Origin of the sequence: Streptomyces sp. So13.3 (assembly GCF_005860785.2) — a bacterium.
GTDB classification, from domain to species: Bacteria; Actinomycetota; Actinomycetes; order Streptomycetales; family Streptomycetaceae; genus Actinacidiphila; species Actinacidiphila fildesensis.
Genome location: NZ_CP048835.1, coordinates 3,466,226 through 3,486,396, shown reverse-complemented (window position 1 = coordinate 3,486,396; position 20,171 = coordinate 3,466,226). Strand labels below are relative to the sequence as shown.

General features: G+C 66.2%; 10 protein-coding genes and 1 other RNA gene. 7 read left to right on the top strand and 4 right to left on the bottom strand.

Annotated features, from left to right (window positions below; translation table 11 throughout):
• Positions 1–86: 86 nt before the first annotated feature.
• Together eda and yaaA are read right to left on the bottom strand one after the other, a co-directional pair.
• The gene (gene eda / locus C8250_RS15770) at positions 87–713 is read right to left on the bottom strand and encodes a bifunctional 4-hydroxy-2-oxoglutarate aldolase/2-dehydro-3-deoxy-phosphogluconate aldolase (protein WP_187144859.1); all 627 of its coding nucleotides are present in this window, start codon (positions 711–713) and stop codon (positions 87–89) included.
• 83 nt (positions 714–796) lie between these two features.
• Complete coding sequence (yaaA, locus tag C8250_RS15765; RefSeq protein ID WP_138357843.1) at positions 797–1,585, bottom strand: peroxide stress protein YaaA; 789 nt, start codon at positions 1,583–1,585, stop codon at positions 797–799.
• 67 nt (positions 1,586–1,652) lie between these two features.
• Here yaaA and C8250_RS15760 point away from each other — a divergent pair, with 67 nt between their 5' ends.
• On the top strand, positions 1,653–3,146 hold the full coding sequence (locus C8250_RS15760; protein ID WP_138357842.1) for an RNB domain-containing ribonuclease: 1,494 nt from the start codon (positions 1,653–1,655) through the stop codon (positions 3,144–3,146).
• Between the two features lie 18 nt (positions 3,147–3,164).
• An RNA gene (rnpB, locus tag C8250_RS15755) (RNase P RNA component class A) lies at positions 3,165–3,570 on the top strand.
• Between the two features lie 477 nt (positions 3,571–4,047).
• On the opposite strand, the gene C8250_RS15750 is transcribed toward rnpB, so the two are convergent.
• Positions 4,048–8,508, bottom strand: a complete 4,461-nt coding sequence (locus tag C8250_RS15750) for an FG-GAP-like repeat-containing protein (protein ID WP_138357841.1) — start codon at positions 8,506–8,508, stop codon at positions 4,048–4,050.
• Between the two features lie 432 nt (positions 8,509–8,940).
• Here C8250_RS15750 and C8250_RS15745 point away from each other — a divergent pair, with 432 nt between their 5' ends.
• Together C8250_RS15745 and C8250_RS15740 are read left to right on the top strand one after the other, a co-directional pair.
• Complete coding sequence (locus tag C8250_RS15745; protein WP_138357840.1) at positions 8,941–15,792, top strand: polymorphic toxin-type HINT domain-containing protein; 6,852 nt, start codon at positions 8,941–8,943, stop codon at positions 15,790–15,792.
• Positions 15,793–15,985: 193 nt separating this feature from the next.
• Entirely contained in the window at positions 15,986–16,480 is a 495-nt protein-coding gene (locus C8250_RS15740) for a DUF4265 domain-containing protein (protein WP_138357839.1), read from the top strand.
• A 168-nt stretch (positions 16,481–16,648) separates the two neighbouring features.
• On the opposite strand, the gene C8250_RS15735 is transcribed toward C8250_RS15740, so the two are convergent.
• Positions 16,649–17,350, bottom strand: a complete 702-nt coding sequence (locus C8250_RS15735) for a hypothetical protein (protein WP_138357838.1) — start codon at positions 17,348–17,350, stop codon at positions 16,649–16,651.
• Positions 17,351–17,534: 184 nt separating this feature from the next.
• On the opposite strand from C8250_RS15735, the gene C8250_RS15730 reads away from it, so the two are divergent.
• The 3 genes from C8250_RS15730 (at position 17,535) to C8250_RS15720 (ending at position 19,918) form a co-directional block, all read left to right on the top strand.
• Positions 17,535–17,843, top strand: a complete 309-nt coding sequence (locus C8250_RS15730) for a transposase (protein ID WP_164296745.1) — start codon at positions 17,535–17,537, stop codon at positions 17,841–17,843.
• Positions 17,840–18,469: an IS3 family transposase gene (locus C8250_RS15725; protein ID WP_138357836.1), complete on the top strand. Its 630-nt coding sequence runs from the start codon at positions 17,840–17,842 to the stop codon at positions 18,467–18,469. The genes C8250_RS15730 and C8250_RS15725 overlap by 4 nt, the downstream gene beginning before the upstream one ends.
• An 87-nt stretch (positions 18,470–18,556) precedes the next feature.
• Entirely contained in the window at positions 18,557–19,918 is a 1,362-nt protein-coding gene (locus tag C8250_RS15720) for an IS30 family transposase (protein WP_203218467.1), read from the top strand.
• Positions 19,919–20,171: the final 253 nt, after the last annotated feature.

The window sequence follows — 20,171 nt, the reverse complement described above, 5'->3', positions numbered from 1 at the left end:
GTCCGGTCCGGTGCGCAGCCGGTGCCATGAGTCCTACGTTGCCTGCCCTGCCTTGCCGCCGTCCGGCGCGTCCGGCCCTCCGGGGTTCAGCCGCGCAGGGCGGCGGCTTCGCGTGCGAGGGCCTCGACGCGACCCCAGTCCTTGGCGCGGAGCGCCTCGGCGGGCAGCATCCAGGTGCCGCCGACGCAGCCGACGTTGGGGAGCGCCAGATAGCGCGGCGCGGCGGCCGCGTCGATTCCGCCGGTGGGGCAGAACCGCGCGAGCGGCAGCGGTGAGGCGAGCGACGTCAGATACGCGGTGCCGCCGGCGGCCTCGGCCGGGAAGAACTTCATCTCCGTTATGCCGCGTTCCAGCAGCGCGACCACTTCCGACGTCGTCGAGACGCCGGGCAGGAACGGCAGCCCCGAGGCACGCATCGCCTCCAGCAGCCGGTCGGTCCACCCCGGGCTGACCAGGAAGCGGGCCCCGGCGGCGACCGCGGCGCCGACGTGCTCGGGCGCCAGCACCGTCCCCGCGCCCACGACCGCGTCCGGGACCTCGCGCGCGATGGCGGCGATGGCGTCCAGCGCGGCGGCCGTCCGCAGGGTGACCTCGATCGCGGGCAGCCCGCCCGCGACGAGGGCGCGGGCCAGCGGCACGGCGTCGGCGGCGTCCTCCAGGACGACGACGGGGACGACGGGGGCGAGGTCGAGGACGGAAGTCATGCCCGTCATCCTGCCTGCGGCCCGGCATCCTGCGCAACGAGCGTTGCACAGGATGCAATAGAAGTGCCCCGTGCCGGGGTTCCGCCGCGGGCTCAGTGGATCTCGGTCACCAGCACGTCGAGCTTCCCCGGTGCCTGCTCCTCGATCACGAAGCCCAGGTCCCGCAGCGTCGCGGCGAGCTTCGCCGGCGTCTTCGGCTTCGCGCCCGACTCCAGGAGAGCGCGCACCAGCCGGCCCTTCGTGGCCTTGTTGAAGTGGCTCACCACGGACCGCTTCTCGACGCCGTCGACGACCGTCACCTGCAGCACCCGCACGGTGGCCGTGCGCGCCGCCGGCTCGCTGCGCGGCTTCGGCTTCCACGCGTTCGCGTACGCCGAGGAGCGCAGATCCAGCACCAGGCCGTCGCCGGCCGCCTCCGGAACGACGCCGGCCATCGGCTCCCGCCAGTACGCGCCGAGCGCGCCCAGCGCGGGCAGCTTCACCCCCATCGAGCAGCGGTACGACGGGATCCGGTCGGTGATCCGCACCGCGCCCCACAGCCCGGAGAACACCAGGAGGGAGTCCTTCGCACGCTTGCGGGCGGCAGGGCTGAGCGTCGCGAGCCCCAGTGCGTCGTAGAGCACACCGGTGTACAGCTCCCCGGCCGGCAGTGTCGGCGCGGTGAGCAGTCCCGCGTCCTTGGCGACCTCGCCGCGCAGCCCCGGGCTCAGCCCGAGCACCTCGGCCGCCTTCTCCTCATCGCCCGAGCACAGCTCCACCAGCTCCGCCAGCACCGTCGACCGCGTTCCGGTCAGCCCGGGGAGCGAGAGCGACGCCAGGTCGACGGCGGGACCGGCACCCACGGTGGCCTTGCCCTCGGACGGCGGAAGCAGGACGAGCACAGCAGTTCTCCCTCGGACGGACCAACACGAACCGGGAGCAGCCTACGGCCCGTCATACGCTCACTTCATGCCCCGCCGCCACCTGCTCGTCCCGGCCGCCGACGGAACCCTGCTGCGCGACGCGCTGCGTGCGCTGCGCGTCCGGCTCGAGGTGCCGGAGGAGTTCCCGGCCGCCGTGCTCGCCGAGGCCCGGCAGGCAGCCGACCATCCCCGGATGCCGGAGCTGGACGCCACCGGCATCCCGCTCTTCACGATCGATCCGCCGACGTCCACGGATCTCGACCAGGCCATGCACCTGGCCCGTGGGACGGGGACCGGCACCGGGGCCCCGGCCGGGGGATACCGGGTGCACTACGCCATCGCCGATGTCGCGGCCTTCGTGACGCCCGGCGGCGCGCTCGACGCCGAGGCGCACCGCCGCGTCACGACCCTCTACTTCCCCGACGAGCGCGTCCCCCTCCACCCGCAGATCCTCAGCGAGGGCGCCGCCAGCCTGCTCCCCGGCCAGGACCGCCCCGCCCTGCTGTGGCGGATCGACCTCGACGCGACGGGCCAGGTCACCGCCACCGACGTCCGCCGGGCCCGGGTCCGCAGCCGCGCCATGCTCGACTACGCGGGCGTCCAGCGCTCCATCGACGACGGCACCGCGGAGGAACCCGTCGCCCTCCTCAAGGAGATCGGGCTGCTCCGGGAGGGGCTCGAACGGGACCGCGGCGGCATCTCCCTCAACGTCCCCGAGCAGGAGATCGAGCAGCGTCCCGACGGCGACGGCTACGTACTCGAATACCGCGCCCCGCTGCCCGCCGACGGCTGGAACGCCCAGATCTCCCTGCTCACCGGCATGGCCGCCGCCGACCTCATGATCCGGGCCGGCACGGGCATCCTCCGTACGCTCCCCGCCGCCCCCCAGAGCGCCGCCGACCGGCTCGGACGCGTCGCCGAGGCCCTCCAGGTCGACTGGCCGGCCGGCACCCCGTACGCCGACGTCATCCGCTCCCTCGACCCCCGGCGCCCCCACCACGCCGCCTTCCTGCAGGAGTGCACCTCCCTGCTGCGCGGCGCCGGCTACACGGTCTTCGACGGCGCCGCCCCCGAGCACGCAGAACACGCCGCCGTCGCCGCCCCGTACACCCACTGCACGGCACCGCTGCGCCGCCTCGTCGACCGCTACGCCGGCGAACTCTGCCTCGCCGCCGTCGCGGGCGAGCAGCCTCCGGACTGGGTCCGCGCCGCCCTCCCCGGCCTCCCCAAGGAAATGGCCGAGGGCACGCAGCACGCCAACCGCGCCGAACGCGAATGCGTCGACCTGATCGAGGCCGCCCTCCTCAAGGACCGCATCGGCGAGGTCTTCGACGCCTTCGTCATCGACCTCGACGACCGCGCGCCCGGCACCGGCACCATCCACCTCGACGACCCCGCCGTCGTGGCCCGCATCCAGTCACCACCCTCCGCCCCCCGCCTCCCCCTCGGCCACCACCTGCGAGTCCGCCTCACCGAGGCCGACCCGGCCACGTCAACCGTCCTCTTCGCCCCGGCCCAGCTCTGCGGACACGTCGACTAGGATGGGCGGCACGGCGGACGAGCCGGCCGGGCGGTCGCGGCGGGATCCTTGTGATCCTTCCGAGGAACGTCCGGGCTCCACAGGGCAAGGTGGTGGGTAACGCCCACCCGGGGTGACCCGCGTGCCAGTGCCACAGAAAACAGACCGCCGGGAGCCGCAAGGCCCCCGGTAAGGGTGAAACGGTGGTGTAAGAGACCACCAGCGTCCAGGGTGACCTGGACGGCTAGGTAAACCACACCTGGAGCAAGGTCAAGAATGGGCCGCCGCAAGGCAGCTCTGCGTGGACGACTGAGGGCTGCCCGCCCGAGTCCGCGGGTAGACCGCACGAGGCCGGCGGCAACGCCGGTCCCAGATGGATGGCCGCCTCCCCATGGCCCGCAAGGACCACGGGAGACAGAACCCGGCGTACAGGCCGACTCGTCCGCCGCTAGCTGGGGCTTTGCCCTCTGAAGGGCCTCTGACCTGCGTCGGAGGCCCTTTCTGATCTTTCAGCACCTTGCCACCTTAGGCGGCAAAAAGTCCCTCAAAAGTCCCTCGGGCAGAGCTGAAAGTCCCTGAAAAGTCCCTGAGAATGATCTTGTTTGACTGTCGCTGACCAGAACCCGGTGCACCAGCATCTGGGCTGCCTCGGGGCCCCGGACCGAGCTATCTTCCTGGCCGGACGCCTGCCATGACGCCGGTACTTGACAGCAGATCAGTGGTAGTCGTAGTCGTGACGCAAGAGCGCGTTCCGCTTCCCCGGATCGGGAGTGTCTTGTTTTTGGACGGTCCCTGCCCGGGGTGCCGTTGGGCTATGGCTGAAGTCCTGGCGCCAGAGCACGGGTGGCGCGGCATGAAAGGAGAGGCTGGTGGGCCACCGCGGTTGCGGTGGCCCACCAGCCTCTGTGGCTGCGGTTAATTGCTAGCTGTGGGTGTTGAAGAAGTGGACGTCGTTGTTGGTCCAGGTGCCGGTGACTGAGGTCCAGGTGCTGGGGGTCATGGCGTTGAAGGTGCCGCTGTTGTCGCTTTTGGCGATCCAGGTGAGCATGCGGGAGTAGCCGGTGCCATAGCCGTACATGACGCCGAGGTCGTCGCGTCCGTCGCCGTTGTAGTCGCCGGCGACCATTTGGGGCATGGACGCGTAGTAGAAGTTGCCCGCTGCGCTGGACCAGGCGGAGTAGGGGGTCTGGAAGGTGCCGGTGGTGGTGCCGAGGCTGACGAAGGTGTTGAGGCTGTCGTGGCCGTCGGAGTAGTCGTACCAGGCGGCGATGTCGTCGGTGCCGTCGCCGTTGAAGTCGCCGGCTTGGATGTGGGCTTGGTTCCACGATCCCCAGGTGGTGCTGGTCCAGGAGGTGGTGGTGTAGTCGAAGCCGCCGGTGGGGTTGGCGAGGAAGGTGTGCAGTTTGACGGTGTTCATGTCGCCGTAGCCGTAGAAGACGGCTAGGTCGTCGCGTCCGTCGCCGTTGTAGTCGCCGATGGCGAACTTTGCCTGCTTGATCTCCCAGTTGCCGGCTGGACGGGTCCAGGAGGGGAAGGGTTCGTTGAAGCCGCCGGCGGGGGTAGCGGTGAAGGTGAACAGGGTGTCGTGGCCGTCGGTGTAGTCGTACCAGACGGCCAGGTCGTCGCGTCCGTCGCCGTTGAAATCACCGGATTGCAGGTACATCTGGTTGAACCACCAGCTGCCGGCGGGTCGGTACCAGGAGGCGGTGGGGGTGGTGAAGGTGCCGTCGGCTCTGCCGGTGGCGGTGAACAGCCGCACGCTGCCGTTGCTGTAGCCGTAGAGGATGGCGACGTCGCCGATGCCGTCGCCGTTGTAGTCGCCGGTGGCGTACTTCATGTTGGCTGCCCAGGCGCTGCCGGGGGGTGCGGTGTAGCCCTTGAAGGGGGCGGCGAAGGTGCCGTCGGCGTTGGCGTTGAAGGAGTAGAGCTCGTAGCTGCCGTCGGGGTGGCTGTACAGGGCGCCCATGTCGCTGCGGCCGTCACTGTTGTAGTCGTGGCGGACGTTGGTGCCGCTGGACCACAGGGACTGGCTTTTGGCGTTGTAGACGGCCAGGGTCCCGCGGTTTTGCAGGAGGGCGTAGCCGTTGGGGGTGGGGGTTGGGGCGTTGGGGTTGGCGGTGGTGGGGCCTTGGACGTGGGTGGACCACAGGCGTTTGCCTGCGGCGCCGGTGGTGTCGTTCTGGCAGTCGTTGCGCTCTGCGATGGTTCCGGCGGGGGCGCAGATGGCGAGGTTGCCGTCGCTGTCGACCAGAGCCTTGGCGTCGGGGTGGCCGGGCTTGCCGGCCGACCAGATGGTCCTGGCCGGGTTGGTGTTGGTGGTGATGGTCAGGATGCCGTCGTTCAGGGCGAGCTTGGAGGAGTGCGCGCTGAGGGACTGACCGTTGTTGAGCATGGTGCCGGCGGGCAGGCGGACGCCACCGGTGACGCCGTCGATGACGGTGACGGTGCCGAACGATCCCAGGATCTTGCTACCGGGGGCGCTGGGTGTGCCGGGCCAGGCGTCCAGGGAGCCGCCCTCTTTGCCGGCCTTGCGGGCCCACAGGTCGGTGACGCCGTCACCGTTGGTGTCACCGGAGGAACTGATCAGCGGGTAGGCGTCCTTGGTGGCCAGGGCCTTGATGAGGACTTTGGCCTTGCTGACGCTCCAGCTGGCGGTATCGAGGCGGGGCGTGGTGGAGGCCTGCCCGTCGTCGAGGGCGGTGCCGTAGATCGCCAGGATGTCGCCGTTGTCGTCCTTGCGCAGCAACAGGTCGGGAAGATTGTCGCCGTTGACGTCGCCGGGGGTTATGACGGTGTAGCCGTTCCAGTCGGCGCTGCCGAGCGGCACCGGGGACTTCTTGAGGGATCCGGTGCTGCCGGTGTAGGCCCACAGGATGCCGGATTCCTTGACCAGCAGGTCAGGGCGGAGGTCTGCAGTGATGTCGCCGGGCGTGGCGATCTGATCGGCCTGAGCCCAGTGGCTGTTGGTTTGGGGCTTGGAGGAAACGGTGAGTTGCTGGCGTCCGCCGTCGACCCCCTCTTCGACGGCCACGCCCAGTCCGCTGTTGGGTGTCAGCCACATGACTTTCGGCTTGGGCGTGGCGGAACTGTTCTGGTCGACTTCCAGGCTGACCAGGTCGTTGTAACCGTCATCGCCCCAGTCGCCGCGCGAGGCCACCTGGCTGTCACTGGCGAAGGTGCGGCCGCCGGAGACAGTGTTGGAGAACTGGCCATTGCCCTGACCGAAGGAGGACAACAATGTGCCGTTGCCGTCGGCGCTCCAAATGTCGTTCTTGCCATCGCCGTTGAGGTCGTTGGGGCTGTCCTTGCCGTCGGGATTGGCGTTGGCATAGAAGAGGTACGTGGCGGTGTCGGAGCGGTTGCCGGCTCCGTCGAGGCTGAACGCGTAGATGAGGTGGGGCCCGTAGCTGGGGGGTGTGAAGCTCAAGCCCGTGGCGTCAGCGCCGGGGGCCACGTGCTCCTGGCGCACCTGCGGCTCCCAGTCGGTCCACCAGTTGTACTCGAGCACGTCCTTCACACCGCTGGCGCCCAGGGTCAAGGAGCCTGCGGACCGGGCCTGTTGGGTGGTGGCGTAGGGCCAGCCGGCGTCACCGCTGGGGAATTGGGTCGAGGACACGGCGGGAGGGCTGGCCGGACGCTTGCGGTCGACGGTGAACTTGCACTTGGCCGTCCAGGGTGAGGAGGCGCCTTGCTGGTCGGTGCTTTTCACCTGCCACTCGTAGGAACCGCTGATCAAGGTGGTGTCGGGGACGCTCCAGGTGACGGTGTTGTGCTTGAGCGCTGACTTGGTGTTCGTCGCCAGTGGCGTGCTGGCGCCGGCGGCGAAGATCTGGAAGGTGGTGGTGAGGTTTCCGGCGTCCTCGTCATCGACGTAGGCGAGCAGGCTGATGCGGGTGTCACCGATGTCAGCACCGCCGGTGCACGGGCGGTGCGGGTTGGTGTCGAGCTTGGTAGGCAACTTGGGCGGGTGGTTGTACTTCGTCTCCAAGGTCGCGGTCTTGGGGTCGAACTTCTTCCACTGGAATGTGTCGGTCAGACTCGGCGCGTACAGGCCCAAGGTGACGTCCTCCCCGCGGCCGGAGGCGTCGAGCACCGCGCGGGTGGCGTTGAACTCAAGGTTGTCCGCAGGGCAGCCGGTGCCCCAGCCCTTGGCGTCGGTGACGGTGAACTGCGGGCTGCCGCCCTTCTTCGTGGGAGGGTTCTCCCACGTGGTGTTCTTGGAGATGCCGTCGACCTGCCATAGTTCCACAGGTGTCTTCGTGCACGACCAGGACCACGTGTTTTTGATCCGGAACGTCGATGCGATCACACCGGCACCCTTGAGGCCGGAGGTCTCCATGGCGAAGAACGATGCGGACGTGCCGTTGGTGTCGCTCTCGTGGCCGACACGGGCGACGTCGTTGGCGTTCCAGTAGGAGTTCTTGGGTCGCCGGTTGTAGATCCGGGTCCAGTCGTTGAGTTTGCCCCAGGCCCGGGTGAACTGGGGGTCGATGTAGACCGGGTACTGCGTGTCGGCGGCTGTGAGCAGCGGCTGGTCGGGGGTGATGTTGAGGGTGCCACCGGTGATGGTGGTGGGCATCAGCGCGTCCTTCGCGCCCGGTGCCGGCTCGAAGAGATCCCAGGGGGCCGTCTCGGCCTGCGCGGCAGCCCGCAGGCCCTGGGCTGCGGGAGCCTGGCTGGTGACGGAGGTGGAGTCCCACATGGCCGCCGCGGGGCTACTGAACAGGGTCTGCCCGGCGGAGTCGACAGCGGTCACGGTGCCGGTGGCGGCATCGGCCGCCACACTCAGACCCGTGGTGTCGATCTTGTAGTTCAAAGTGGCCAGGGCCGGGTTCTTCGCGGCCTCGGGTGTCTTGACCACCAGGACCTGCGAGAAGCCCTCGACTTCGGCCTTGAGCCGAAGGTCGACGCCGGGCAGTACCTCGGGGTAGGTCGCTATGTTGTCGACCAGCGTCGGCTTCGGCAGCGCGGTCGGCCACGAAAGGCTCAGCGTGCGCCCGTCCTTGACCGTCGACACCAGCGGCACGGTGCCCCCGCCGGAGAAGATCGCCGCGACCGTCGACACCTTCGGCACTACCCGGCCATCGGCCGCGAACACCAGCTTCGGATCCGTGTCCACCCACGCACCATCACGCCACAGCCGCACCGGCGAACCATGGGTGATGGTCGAGAACGTGCCATCAGGATTCGCCCACTGATCGGACTCCTCGGTGCGCGCGGAGACCACCTCAACCTGCGCATGAGTGGCCTGCGCCTGCTGCAGCGCCTGATCCTCCGCAGAGATTGCCCCAGCAGCAACCGGATCGACGACTCCGGCCGTCTGCGGCACGGCAGCTGCTGTGACCGGCACCAGGGCCCCGGTCAGTCCGAAGCTACCGGCCACCACGAGGGCAACCGCCCGCGAATGAGGCCAACGTCTCGACGGTCTGCCCTGACTTGATATGAACATTACATAGTCCCCTTGATGGCATGAATTGCTGCGGCGACTCTATAGCCGCCATGTCAACGAGAAACATTTAGTTTGACCCCGCCAATGAACTTCGGGCGAAGGTGGATGCATAGTACAATTGGCTGGTTTAAAATCGTCTAAACCAGAGCAAAATGGAGCGTCCACGCCCCTCCAGTGCCTCTCTGACCTGGAAGGTTGTGCTGGGCAAGGGTTGACATGTCTGACTCGGCGAAGATAAAGGAAGAATAAAGGACCTTCAAAGCGGGCATACGGGACGCACCGTTGTTCTGGAAGTCGAGATAAATGGGCGTTCCTATTCTCTGTTACTCTTCGCCGGTCATTCTTGAATTGTGCAAGGGGTGGGGCATGGGCAGGTTCGGCGTGCGCGGGCTGGCGGTATCACTGGCCGTTTCCGCGTTGGTGGGGGCATTGCCCGCCGCTTCGATCGCGGCCCCGGGTATTGCCCCTGCGGGCGGGTTCCCAGTTCCTAAGAAACCGGTGGCGGTCCCGGTCACTTCGGTCGCTACTGGTGGCAACAAGCCGCGCAAGGACGCTGCGGCCGCACGGTCGGACCAGGCCACGTCGAAGGTGGTGTGGCCTGCTGCTGGGAGCGCCGAGGTTGACCTGACGGCGATCCCCTCGCCGGCACGGACCAAGTCTGCTGCCCCGTCACTGGTCGCACGGTCGCCCCAGCGCGCCGGCGCTCTCCCCGTCACGATCGCCCCCGTAGCAACCGGCACTCGCGCAGGTTCCGCGGAGCCGACGAAGGTCAAGGTGACCGTCGCTGACCGCGCGGTGGCACGCACCGTCGGCGTCGACGGTGTCTTGCTGTCCGTCGTCCGCGCCGACAACGCCACCACCCCGGTGCCGGTCCAGGTCCAGGTCGACTACACGGCCTTTCGCGGGGCCTACGGCGGTGACTGGGCCGCACGCCTCCATCTGGTGCAGATGCCCGCCTGCGCGCTGACCACGCCAGACAAGCCCACATGCCGTCTCACCCGCCCAGTGGACTCCCACAACAACACCAAGTCCGACACGCTGACCGCCCAGGTCGACGCCGCACCGCAGACGACCGCGGCCGCCGCGCGCGCCGTTGCACCGACCAGCGCGACGGTACTGGCTCTGACGGCTGGCGCCTCGGGTTCCTCAGGCGACTACAAGGCCACGTCCCTGCAGCCGTCCGGGTCATGGAGTCAGGGTGGCTCCAGCGGAGCGTTCACCTGGTCCTACCCGATCGGCGTGCCGTCGGTGCCGGGCAGCTTGCAGCCGTCAGTGTCACTGGGTTACTCCTCACAAGCTGTTGACGGTAAGACCGCTGCCTCCAACAGCCAGGCGGGCTGGCTGGGCGACGGCTGGGCCTACGAGCCGGGCTTCATCGAGCGCCGCTACAAGAGCTGCAACGACGACCAGACCGGCGGCACCAACACCACCAAGGTCGGTGACCTGTGCTACTCCACCAGCAACGCCACCTTGTCGCTGGGCGGGAAGAACACCGAGCTGGTCTACCAGTCGGGCAAGGGCTGGCACGCGGCCGAAGACTCCGGCGAGAAGATCGAAAAACTGACCAACGCCACCACCGTCACCGGCAACGGCGACAACGATGGCGAGCACTGGAAAGTCACCACGACCGACGGCACCCAGTACTTCTTCGGCCTGAACCGGCTGCCAGGCTGGAAGGACGGCTCCACCCCGGAGACCAACTCGACGCTGACGGTGCCGGTCTTCGGCAACCAGCCGGGTGAACCGTGCTACAACGCCTCGTTCGCCGCCGCACACTGCGACCAGGCCTGGCGCTGGCAGCTGGACTACGTCGTGGACACCCACAACAACGCGATGGCGTACTACTGGAAGCAGGAGACCAACAACTACGGTCTCAACGTTTCGGAGAGCACCGGCAAGGCAACGGCCACCGGTTATGACCGTGCCGGGTACCTGGATCACATCGACTACGGCCTGCGCAGCGATGCCGTCTACTCCGGCAAGGCCATGGGCAAGGTCACCTTCGCCGTCGACGAACGCTGCGAATCCGGCTGCGACACATTCGACGAGACGAATGCCAAGAACTGGAAAGACGTACCGTTCGACCAGTACTGCAAGGACGGCGCGGAGTGCAAGGACCAGTACTCCCCGACCTTCTGGTCCCGCAAGCGCCTGAAGACCATCACCACCCAGGTCCTGACCGGCGGCGCCTACAAGGACGTCGACTCCTGGGCACTGGCGCAGACCTTCCCGCCGGCCGGGGACGGCATCTCCACCCCGATGTGGCTCAACTCCATCCTCCGCACCGGCCTGGCCGGCGGCAACATACCCCTGCCGCTGGTGACGTTCAGCGGCGAGCAGCACGACAACCGGGTCGACAAACTCGGTGACGGCCTGGCCCCGTTCGTCCGATTGCGGATGTCGCAGGTCACTACTGAGACCGGCGGCACCATCGGGGTGTACTACTCCGACCCCGGCTGCACCGTCTCCAGCCTGCCACCGGCCGACGCCACCAACACCACGCGCTGCTACCCGGTGAAATGGGCGTACGAGGGCGAAACAGCCAAGCAGGACTGGTTCAACTCCTACGTCGTCACCAAAGTCCTGGAAGGTGACAACCTCGCCACCACCCCGGACAAAGAGACAACCTACGCATACCCCGACGGCGCCGCCTGGGCGAAGTCCACGGACGAGTTCACCAAGGCTGACGACCGCACCTACTCCATCGCCCGCGGGTACGGGCGCGTCCAGACCCGCACCGGCACCGACCAGGACCCCAAAACCCTGACCGAAGCCCGCTACTTCCGCGGCATCGACGGCGCGGCTGTCGCCGACTCCTCGGGTGCCACGGTCACCGACCGCGAACAGTTCGCCGGCATGGTCCGCGAGACCGCCACCTACAACGGCGACGACACCACCAAACTCATCGCCGCCACCTCGAACACACCCTGGCGCTCGGTCAAGACCGCCACCCGCCTCCGCCCGGGCCTACCGGACCTCGACGCTTACCACACCGGTATCGCGGACGAACAAACCCGCACCATCATCGCCACCGGCACTCGCGCCACCTCCTCACACCGTGAGTTCGACGCCTACGGCATGGTCACCACCCTGTCCCTTACCGGTGACACCGCCGTCACCGGTGACGAGTCATGCACCACCACGACCTACGCCCGCAACACCAGCACTTGGCTGCTGAACAAGGTCTCCCGCACCCAAACGGTCGCTAAGACCTGCGGCACACCGGTGACACTGCCCCAGGACCTGCTCCACGACGCCCGGACCTACTACGACAGCGCGACCACATGGGGAGACGCACCGTCCAAGGGTGACGTGGTCAAGTCCGAGCAGATCAACGGCAAGGGCGATAACTACGAAACCTCCAGCGGCGTCCCCAGCGCCTGCGGAACAAAGCAGGATGAACTGTGTTACGACATCTACGGCCGAGCACTGGTTGCCACCGACGCCTACGGCAAGAAAACAACTTCCAGTTACTCGCCCGCCACAGGTGAAGTAGCAACGCAGATCGTGGTCACCAACCCGCTCGGCTTCAAAACCGTCACCGTGGTCGACCCCCTGCGCAACCAGGCTACGTCCATGACGGACGCCAACTCGCGCGTTACGAGCACCACCTACGACCCACTGGGCCGCACGACCCAGATCTGGGCCCCCGGCCGCTCTGCCAGTGACTACCCCACAGCACCGAGCTACAAATTCGACTACCTCGTCCGCAACAACGGGCCCATCGTCGTCACCACCAGCTCCCTGACGCATAACGCGGACATTTACCAGACGTCGTATGCCATATCCGACGGCCTGCTACGCCCGGTCCAGACTCAGGCACCGGCCGCGGACGATTCTGGGCGCACGGTGACCGAAACGTTCTACGACACCCGCGGATTGGCCTGGCGCTCTTCCGGCACCTATTTCGCCGCCGGAAGCCCTGAAGCGGCCCTGGTCACCGGAGAGGAGCTCAAGTACCCGTCCTCCGCCGACACCGTCTACGACGGCGCAGGACGCGTCACGGCGGCGATTGCGCGCCGGTTCGGTGTCGAGACCAAGCGCACAACCACCAGCTATACCGGCGATACCACCACTGTGGTGCCCCCGAAGGGCCTCACCGCCACCACGACCGTCGTCGACGCCCTGGGCCGCGCCCGCACGGTCAAGCAGTACACCGACGCGGCGCGCACCACATGGCAGACCACCACATACACCTACAACGACCACGGCCAGCTCGCCCAGGTGAAGGACGCGTCGAACGCGACCTGGACATACACCTACGACGTCCGCGGACGACAGACCCAAACCAGCGACCCGGACAAGGGCACCTCGCTCACCACCTACGACCAGGGTGACCGGGTCACTGACGTCACCGACGCCCGTGGCATCACGTTGCACACCGACTACGACGCGCTCGGCCGCAGGACCGCATTCAAGCAGGGCACCAACACCTTGTCGGCCTGGACATACGACACCGCGACCGGGGGTATCGGCCAGCCCGCCACGTCCACCCGCTATGTCGGCACCGCCGCGTACACCAGCGCCATCACCGCGTACAACGAGCGATACGAGCCGACCGAGTCCACTGTCACCGTCCCGTCGGTGCCCGGGGCCGAGGGACTGGCCGCCACCTATGCCTGGTCGACCGAGTATTATCCCACCGGTCAGCTCAAGACGACCTCCCAGCCGGCTCTGGGCGGGCTGCCCGAGGAGGACGTCCTCACGGCCTACAGCTATCACGCGAGTCTGCCCGTCACCCTGCGCGCTGGTGACGGCGATGACTCCTTGGTCTCCAATACCGTTTACGACGCCTATGGCCGCCCCTCCATCAAGGACTTCGGCGGCTTCGGCAAGAAGATCCACACCACGAGCACCTACGACGACCACACCGGCGCCCTGACCGACCAGACCACCGACCGGGACCTGGCCCCAGCGCGCATCGACGCCACCCACTACACCTACGACCCAGCCGGCAACATCACCTCCACTGCCACCACCAGTGGCCAGGGCACCACCGCCAGCACCGACACCCAGTGCTTCACCATGGATGCCCTGCGCCGTATCACGCAGGCCTGGACCGGCACCGACAAATGCGCGGCCACCCCCAGCGGCACCTCCTCCGCCACTGTCGGCGGACCGGACACCTATTGGACGTCCTACGCCTACGACGCGCTCGGAAACCGCACCACTGAAACCCAGCACAAGACCCCTGCAGGTCCCGCCAACGACGCCACTCGCACGTACAAGACGCCTCCTACCGGTAAGCACAACCTGCCCGGCGTCAGCATCGGCAGCACCGACGTCGAGACCTACACCTACGACCTCGCTGGTAACACCAAGACTCGCAAAGCGGGCACCACTGCTCAACAGGACCTGACCTGGGACTCCGAGGGTCACCTCGAAAAGGTTGTTCAGGGCACCATCAGCACCAGTTACACCTACGACACCGCTGGCCAACGACTGCTCCGCAAGGACTCCACAGGGACCACCCTGTACCTGCCCGGTGGCAACGAACTTCTCCTCAAGCCCAACGGCACCAAGGTCGGCACCCGCTACTACGACCTCGCCGGCCAAACCGTCGCCATGCGCACCGCAGGGAAGATCACGTTCCTGCTCGCCGACCCGAACGGCACCGCGACGACCCAGATCGACGCCACCACCCAGGCGATCACGCGCCGCAAAACCACCATCTTCGGCGCGCCCCGGGGCGCCGCGCCCACCGGATGGACCGGGGACAAGAGTTTCGTCGGCGGTACCAAGGATGCCGATACCGGACTCACGCACCTCGGCGCCCGCGAATACGACCCCAACATCGGCCGCTTCATCAGCGTCGACCCCCTCATGGACCTAGCCGATCCGCAACAGATCAACGGCTACACCTACGCCAACAACAACCCCGTCTCCAATAGCGACCCCTCCGGCATGATCTGCATGCGCGGCGATTGCAATGCCCCAGGAGCAGGACAGAACGGCGGAAACGGCCCCGCTCCAGGAGACCCGCAATACGACGACAACGTCAACTACTGCTCCAAGAATGACTGCGATCGAACCGGAGACCCTGGGGCCCAAGGGGGGTCTGGTAGCGGCTCCGCTGGCGGTAGTGGCAGCGGAGATAGTGCGGGCCAAGGGCGTTGGACTGTCACCCACTGCAGCAAAGCGGGTTGCAAGAAGAAATGGACGACGCAGCCCCGAGGTAATGATAAGGACTTTGTCGCGGGGTTGGGACAGGGGGTTATTAGTACCGTCGAGGCCGGATGTCAACTCTTCAAACTTTTCGGTGAAGTTGAATGCGGAGCTGATGCCTACAGGAAGGAAATGGCCGACCGCGGCATCGGCGTGAACTCGCAAAACTACGAGACGGGATCCGATGTCGGGGCAGCGGGTGTCTCGGCGATCCCGGCGTTCGGCCCATATGTTCGGGTAGCAGAAGAAGCCCAGCCGTTCTTCCGCGTCCTTGGCGAATGCTTCCTTGCGGGAACCGGCGTACTGATGGCCGACGGCACCCGCAAGAACATCGAAGACATCAAAATCGGTGAAACCGTTCTCGCCACAGACCCCGAGACCGGCAAGACGAGCCAGCGAGCCGTAACCGCAACCATCACCACTGAGGGCGACAAAAAGTTCGCCGATCTCACCATCGCCACCACAGGCGGACCGAAATCCCTCGTCGCAACCGACGGCCACCGCTTCTGGGTGGCCTCGGCCGCCACGTGGATCGAGGCTGGCGATCTACAGCCTGGTATGACCCTGCGAACGGACGAAGGCCGGACCGTCTCCGTACTAGCAGTACGTCACTTCGCCAAGCACGCACGCACATACAACCTCACCATCGCAGACCTCCACACCTATTACGTGTTCGCGGGCAACACGCCAGTCCTCGTCCATAATGACTGCACCACGGCGCCCCGGTTCGCTGTAAATTCCAATGGAGTAGCAACAGACCTGTCGGCTGACATGTCCCGGGCATATAAACCTTTTACCCCCAAGGGTAAGAGGGAAGTGATTGCGAAGAATAGGGCGGACAACGGGGGCAGATTGCTCTGTGATGACTGCCGCGCGGGGTTGGTGCCTGCCGCGCAATCCAGAACCGGAGGCGGCGTGAACCGCCTAGAGGTGCGCGTCGACCACATATGGCCGCAGAGTCTTGGAGGCCCCGGGTCTCCGTGGAACGGCAGGGCTGTTTGTTACACCTGCAATGAAACTTGGTCCAACACACCAAAGGGGCCACTGTACTAGCGCAGGATCCGGCAGCCACACTATCGAAGTTCTGTCTGGCCCCACTTTGGCGCCAGACAGAACCGAGTGTCGCGACTCGCATGGCTTGGACTCCATGTCCGTGGCGTGCAACGAGTGATGAACCGACAGCCGGGGGCTCAAGAGTGGGCGGCGCAGCTGGGCATGAACCCTCAGGGGAGGGCATACTGCTCCTATGATGACGCCTCAAGATCAACCTAGTGGTCGCGTTCAGGTGACTTACCAGCTCGAACAGAACGACGAATGGCCTCCCGTGGGGAGCGAGCGTTTGTGGGCCATTCGCTTGAGTCCCAATCTCGTTCGAATTGAGAGCGCGCCCTGGTTCGTTCAGGACATATCGCTCGGTGATATCGTGCGGACGACCACCGACCCCAATGATGAGCTTCGTGCAGTGGAAAAGATCTCATGGTCTGGGAATTGCACCGTTCGCGTAATCCCGTTTCAGTCGGGCCCTCTGGCCGGAAGCTTGCAGGCCGTGCTTGAAAAATTCTCCCCGCTGGATGTTTACGGGGAAGGGATTGAGAAGTTTGGAATGGTTGCATTGACCATTCCCCTGTCCGCTGACGCTATGGCAGTAAAAGGTCTCCTCATTCAGGGATTTGATCTTGAATGGTGGGATTACGAGGAATCTTGCGTCGGTGAGGCATGGCATAATTTGGCGCCCCGCTGACCTGCTCGGCCATTGAGACCTTTCGGCGTATACGGCGGCTTGAAATTGGGCTAGGCGGAGGCCGAGTTTTGTGTCCGAAATGTGATCCGGAACCACGGTGCCAAATACCGAGGCCCCGTGCAGGCAGCGATCCTCGCCTTGCTGGATCCAGTCCGAAAGGTAGCTAGATCATTCGCATATCGTAGTACTTGCCGGTTCGGGCGGCATAGGGTACCCGATCTGAATGATGTCGTTTGCGAGTTCTTTTAGGCTCACTTCGGCATTTAGTGATGTGACAATGCTCTGCGACATCGGTCGCAGGTTGTAGAAATGGCACACGGTATCAAGGTTCACCGGTGCCTCGTAGTAGTCTTCCGCGAACTGTTGGTACGCCTCGGGTCTGCCATCTACCAGCAAAGAGAACAGCCAATTCGCACCATCTGCGTCCCCCCCGGCCCGCTGCGGAAAGTCTACGGCCCCCGCCTTCCATTCGGTGTCGGAATGCTCTCGCCAGAAACAGGTTGTCGCCCGGTGTGTTCCGTCTGGCAGGCTGAAAGCCAGATCCGTTAGGCACGTGCGGAATGCCTCGGGAACTTCGTCGAGCAGGCCGGGCCACGGCGCCATGGGAGAGAATTTGTAGGGACTCATCGGCGACTCGTGATCAAAGCCGCGGGCGTACGCCCCAGCGCTTGAGAAAACGACGGAGTAATCATTTCCAGACCCATCGCGCATTGAGGCCATCTCCTCCGTGGGCGACCAGTGGGTATCGAAAGAGTAGTATCGGGATTCCCAGTCTGGGCTCAGGATGGCATCCAACATTGCCATCGCCCGGGAGAGGTCCCGAACGATGGCCATCTCTGGCAGTCTGTGGGTCACATCGTAGACAGTCATAGTCCCATTCAAGCGTATGTACCGCCGATTGAGACTGAACAACCTCAGTCAGGCCTCCTCGCATGCCCTGCCGGGCATCGCAGGCGGCACGCTGGTGGGTGGCTACCACGGCGTCTGAGGTTCCCCCGAGATGCGGGGAGAGGTGACAGCGGGTCAGATGGGTCTCATGAGAGGAGCCCAGACGATGCCTGCCCCGAGGAAATACCCGCCGGAGTTGCGTGAGCGTGCGGTCCGGATGTATCGGACTGCCGAGCCGAAGCCCGTGATCCGTCGTATGGCCGAGGATCTCGGTGTGCATCACGAGGCCCTGCGAAACTGGATCCGCCAGGCCGAGGCCGACGCCGGCGAGCGTGGTGATGTGCTGACCACGGCCGAGCGCGAGGAACTGGCGGCTCTGCGCAAGGAGAACGTGCAGCTCAAGCAGGCGAACGAGGTTCTGCGGACGGCCTCGGCTTTTTTCGCGGCACAGCTCGACCCGACCCGGCCCAGGTGACTGGACTGCTCGATGAGCATCCGCATCTGGGGGTCGAGGCTGTCCTGCGGGAGTTGTCCATCGCCTCCTCCACCTACTACCGCTGGCGCCTGGCCGAGCGGGAGCCGTGCGAACGGCGCCGCCGCGATGCCGGGCTGACCGGGCGGATCAAGGAGATCCATACGGAGTCCGGCGCAATCTACGGATCCCCGCGGGTCCACGCCGTCCTGAAGCGCGAGGGCGAGGCGGTCGGCCGCAAGCGGGTCGAGCGGCTGATGCGTGAGGCCGGCCTGCACGGCATCAGCCCCCGCCGTCATGGCAAGGGCTTCACCCGCCGCGACCCCGCGGCCGCCCTCGCCCCGGATCTCGTCAACCGCGACTTCACCGCCGAGGGCCCGAACCGGCTGTGGGTCACCGACCTCACCATGATCGCAACGGACGAGGGGCCGTTGTGGCTGTCGGCGATCCGGGACGCCTTCTCCCGGCGGGTGGTGGCCTGGGAAACTTCCGCCCGCGCGGACGCCGACCTGGTCCTGTCCTCACTGGAGTACGCCCTCGCCAGCCGTGAAGTCGAGCCCGGCAAACTCATCCATCATGCCGATCACGGCTGTCAAGGCGGATTCAACTGGTCGTCGCAACACCTCTGATCATGGAGGTGTGCGATGGGACCGCCAAGGAATCGGATGCGGCAGGAGCCGTCTGGTGCGCGGCGGCAGTGGGCCGCGGACAGGGCGATGCGGCCGCCGATGCGCTCGCCGGGCCGGCCTGAGCCATCGCGTGCTGTGCAACGAGAGTTCTGGCGCCTGATCGCATCAGGGATCACCTCTGTCCAGGCCGCCGAGGGGGTCGGGGTGTCGGCACCGGTCGGGATTCGATGGTTCCGACACGCTGGCGGGATGACGCCGCTGAGTCTGGACGAGCCCTCGGGCCGCTACCTGTCGTTCACTGAACGCGAGGAGATCGCACTGCTCAAGGCTCAGGACAAGAGCGTGCGTGAGATCGCCCGCACACTCGGGCGCGACCCGGGAACGATCTCTCGCGAACTGCGTCGCAACGCCGCGACCAGGAGCGGCAAGCCGGTTTACCGCGCCGTGGTGGCCCAGTGGAAGGCGCAGCAGGCCGCGAAGCGTCCGAAGACGGCGAAGCTCGTGGACAACGGCCGTTTGCGTGAGTACGTGCAGGAGCGACTCGCCGGTGAAATACGCCGACCCGGCGGCGCGGTCGTTCCAGGTCCTGCTACACCGCCGTGGAAGGGCTTGAACAAACCCCATCGTCAGGACAGGCGGTGGTCAACGGCATGGAGCCCGGAGCAGATCGCACGCCGGCTGCGGGTCGATTTCCCTGATGATAAGTCTATGCGCATCAGCCACGAGGCGATCTACCAGTCCCTGTTCATCGAGGGCCGAGGCGCGCTCAGGCGCGAGCTGGTCACGTGTCTGCGCACGGGCCGTGCGTTGCGAGAGCCAAGAGCGCGGTCCCGAAACAAGCCCCAGGGCCACGTCACCGCCGACGTCGTTCTGAGCGAGCGCCCCGCGGAGGCCGACGACCGCGCTGTCCCTGGCCATTGGGAGGGCGACCTGATCATTGGGACGGGTAGGTCCGCGATCGGCACGCTCGTCGAGCGCAGCAGCAGGTCCACGCTCCTGGTCCATCTGCCGCGGCTGGACGGCTGGGGCAAGGAACCGTACGTGAAGAACGGGCCGTCGCTCGGCGGATACGGGGCCGTCGCGATGAACGCGGCACTGATGGAGTCGATGACCCAGTTGCCCGAGCAACTACGCAAGTCCCTTACCTGGGACCGCGGCAAAGAGCTCTCCGGTCATGCCCAGTTCGCCATGGAAAGCGGTACGCGGGTGTTCTTCGCCGACCCACACTCGCCCTGGCAGCGACCGACGAACGAAAACACCAACGGGCTGCTGCGACAGTACTTTCCTAAAGGCACAGACCTGTCTCGGTGGTCCGCCGAAGACCTCGAAGCCGTCGCATACGCACTCAACAATCGCCCCCGCAAGATCCTCGGCTGGAAGACACCCGCCGAAGTCTTCGAAGAGCAACTACGCTCGCTTCAACAACCCGGTGTTGCATCGACCGGTTGAACTCGCCCAATACACGGCCATCAAGCTCACAACGCGCCTGGTCAGAGCGGGAATCCAAGCGTCCATGGGCTCGGTCGGGGACTCGTATGACAACGCCCTCGCCGAGAACCTGTGGATGCTGATCAAGACCGAGCGCGTCCGTGGCCGCGTCTTCGCCACACGTGCCGAGGCGAACCTCGCCCTCTTCGAGTACATCGACGGCTTCTACAACTTGTTATTTATGGTCCGGACTCGAACATCGAGTAGGACACCA

Bases quoted from the DNA above. Each gene is read 5' to 3' on its own strand.
- C8250_RS15740 (WP_138357839.1), top strand. From the start codon at position 15,986: ATGATGACGCCTCAAGATCAACCTAGTGGTCGCGTTCAGGTGACTTAC.
- C8250_RS15720 (WP_203218467.1), top strand. From the start codon at position 18,557: ATGCGGCCGCCGATGCGCTCGCCGGGCCGGCCTGAGCCATCGCGTGCT.
- C8250_RS15760 (WP_138357842.1), top strand. From the start codon at position 1,653: ATGCCCCGCCGCCACCTGCTCGTCCCGGCCGCCGACGGAACCCTGCTG.
- C8250_RS15745 (WP_138357840.1), top strand. From the start codon at position 8,941: ATGGGCAGGTTCGGCGTGCGCGGGCTGGCGGTATCACTGGCCGTTTCC.
- C8250_RS15735 (WP_138357838.1), bottom strand. From the start codon at position 17,350: ATGACTGTCTACGATGTGACCCACAGACTGCCAGAGATGGCCATCGTT.
- C8250_RS15730 (WP_164296745.1), top strand. From the start codon at position 17,535: ATGCCTGCCCCGAGGAAATACCCGCCGGAGTTGCGTGAGCGTGCGGTC.
- eda (WP_187144859.1), bottom strand. From the start codon at position 713: ATGACGGGCATGACTTCCGTCCTCGACCTCGCCCCCGTCGTCCCCGTC.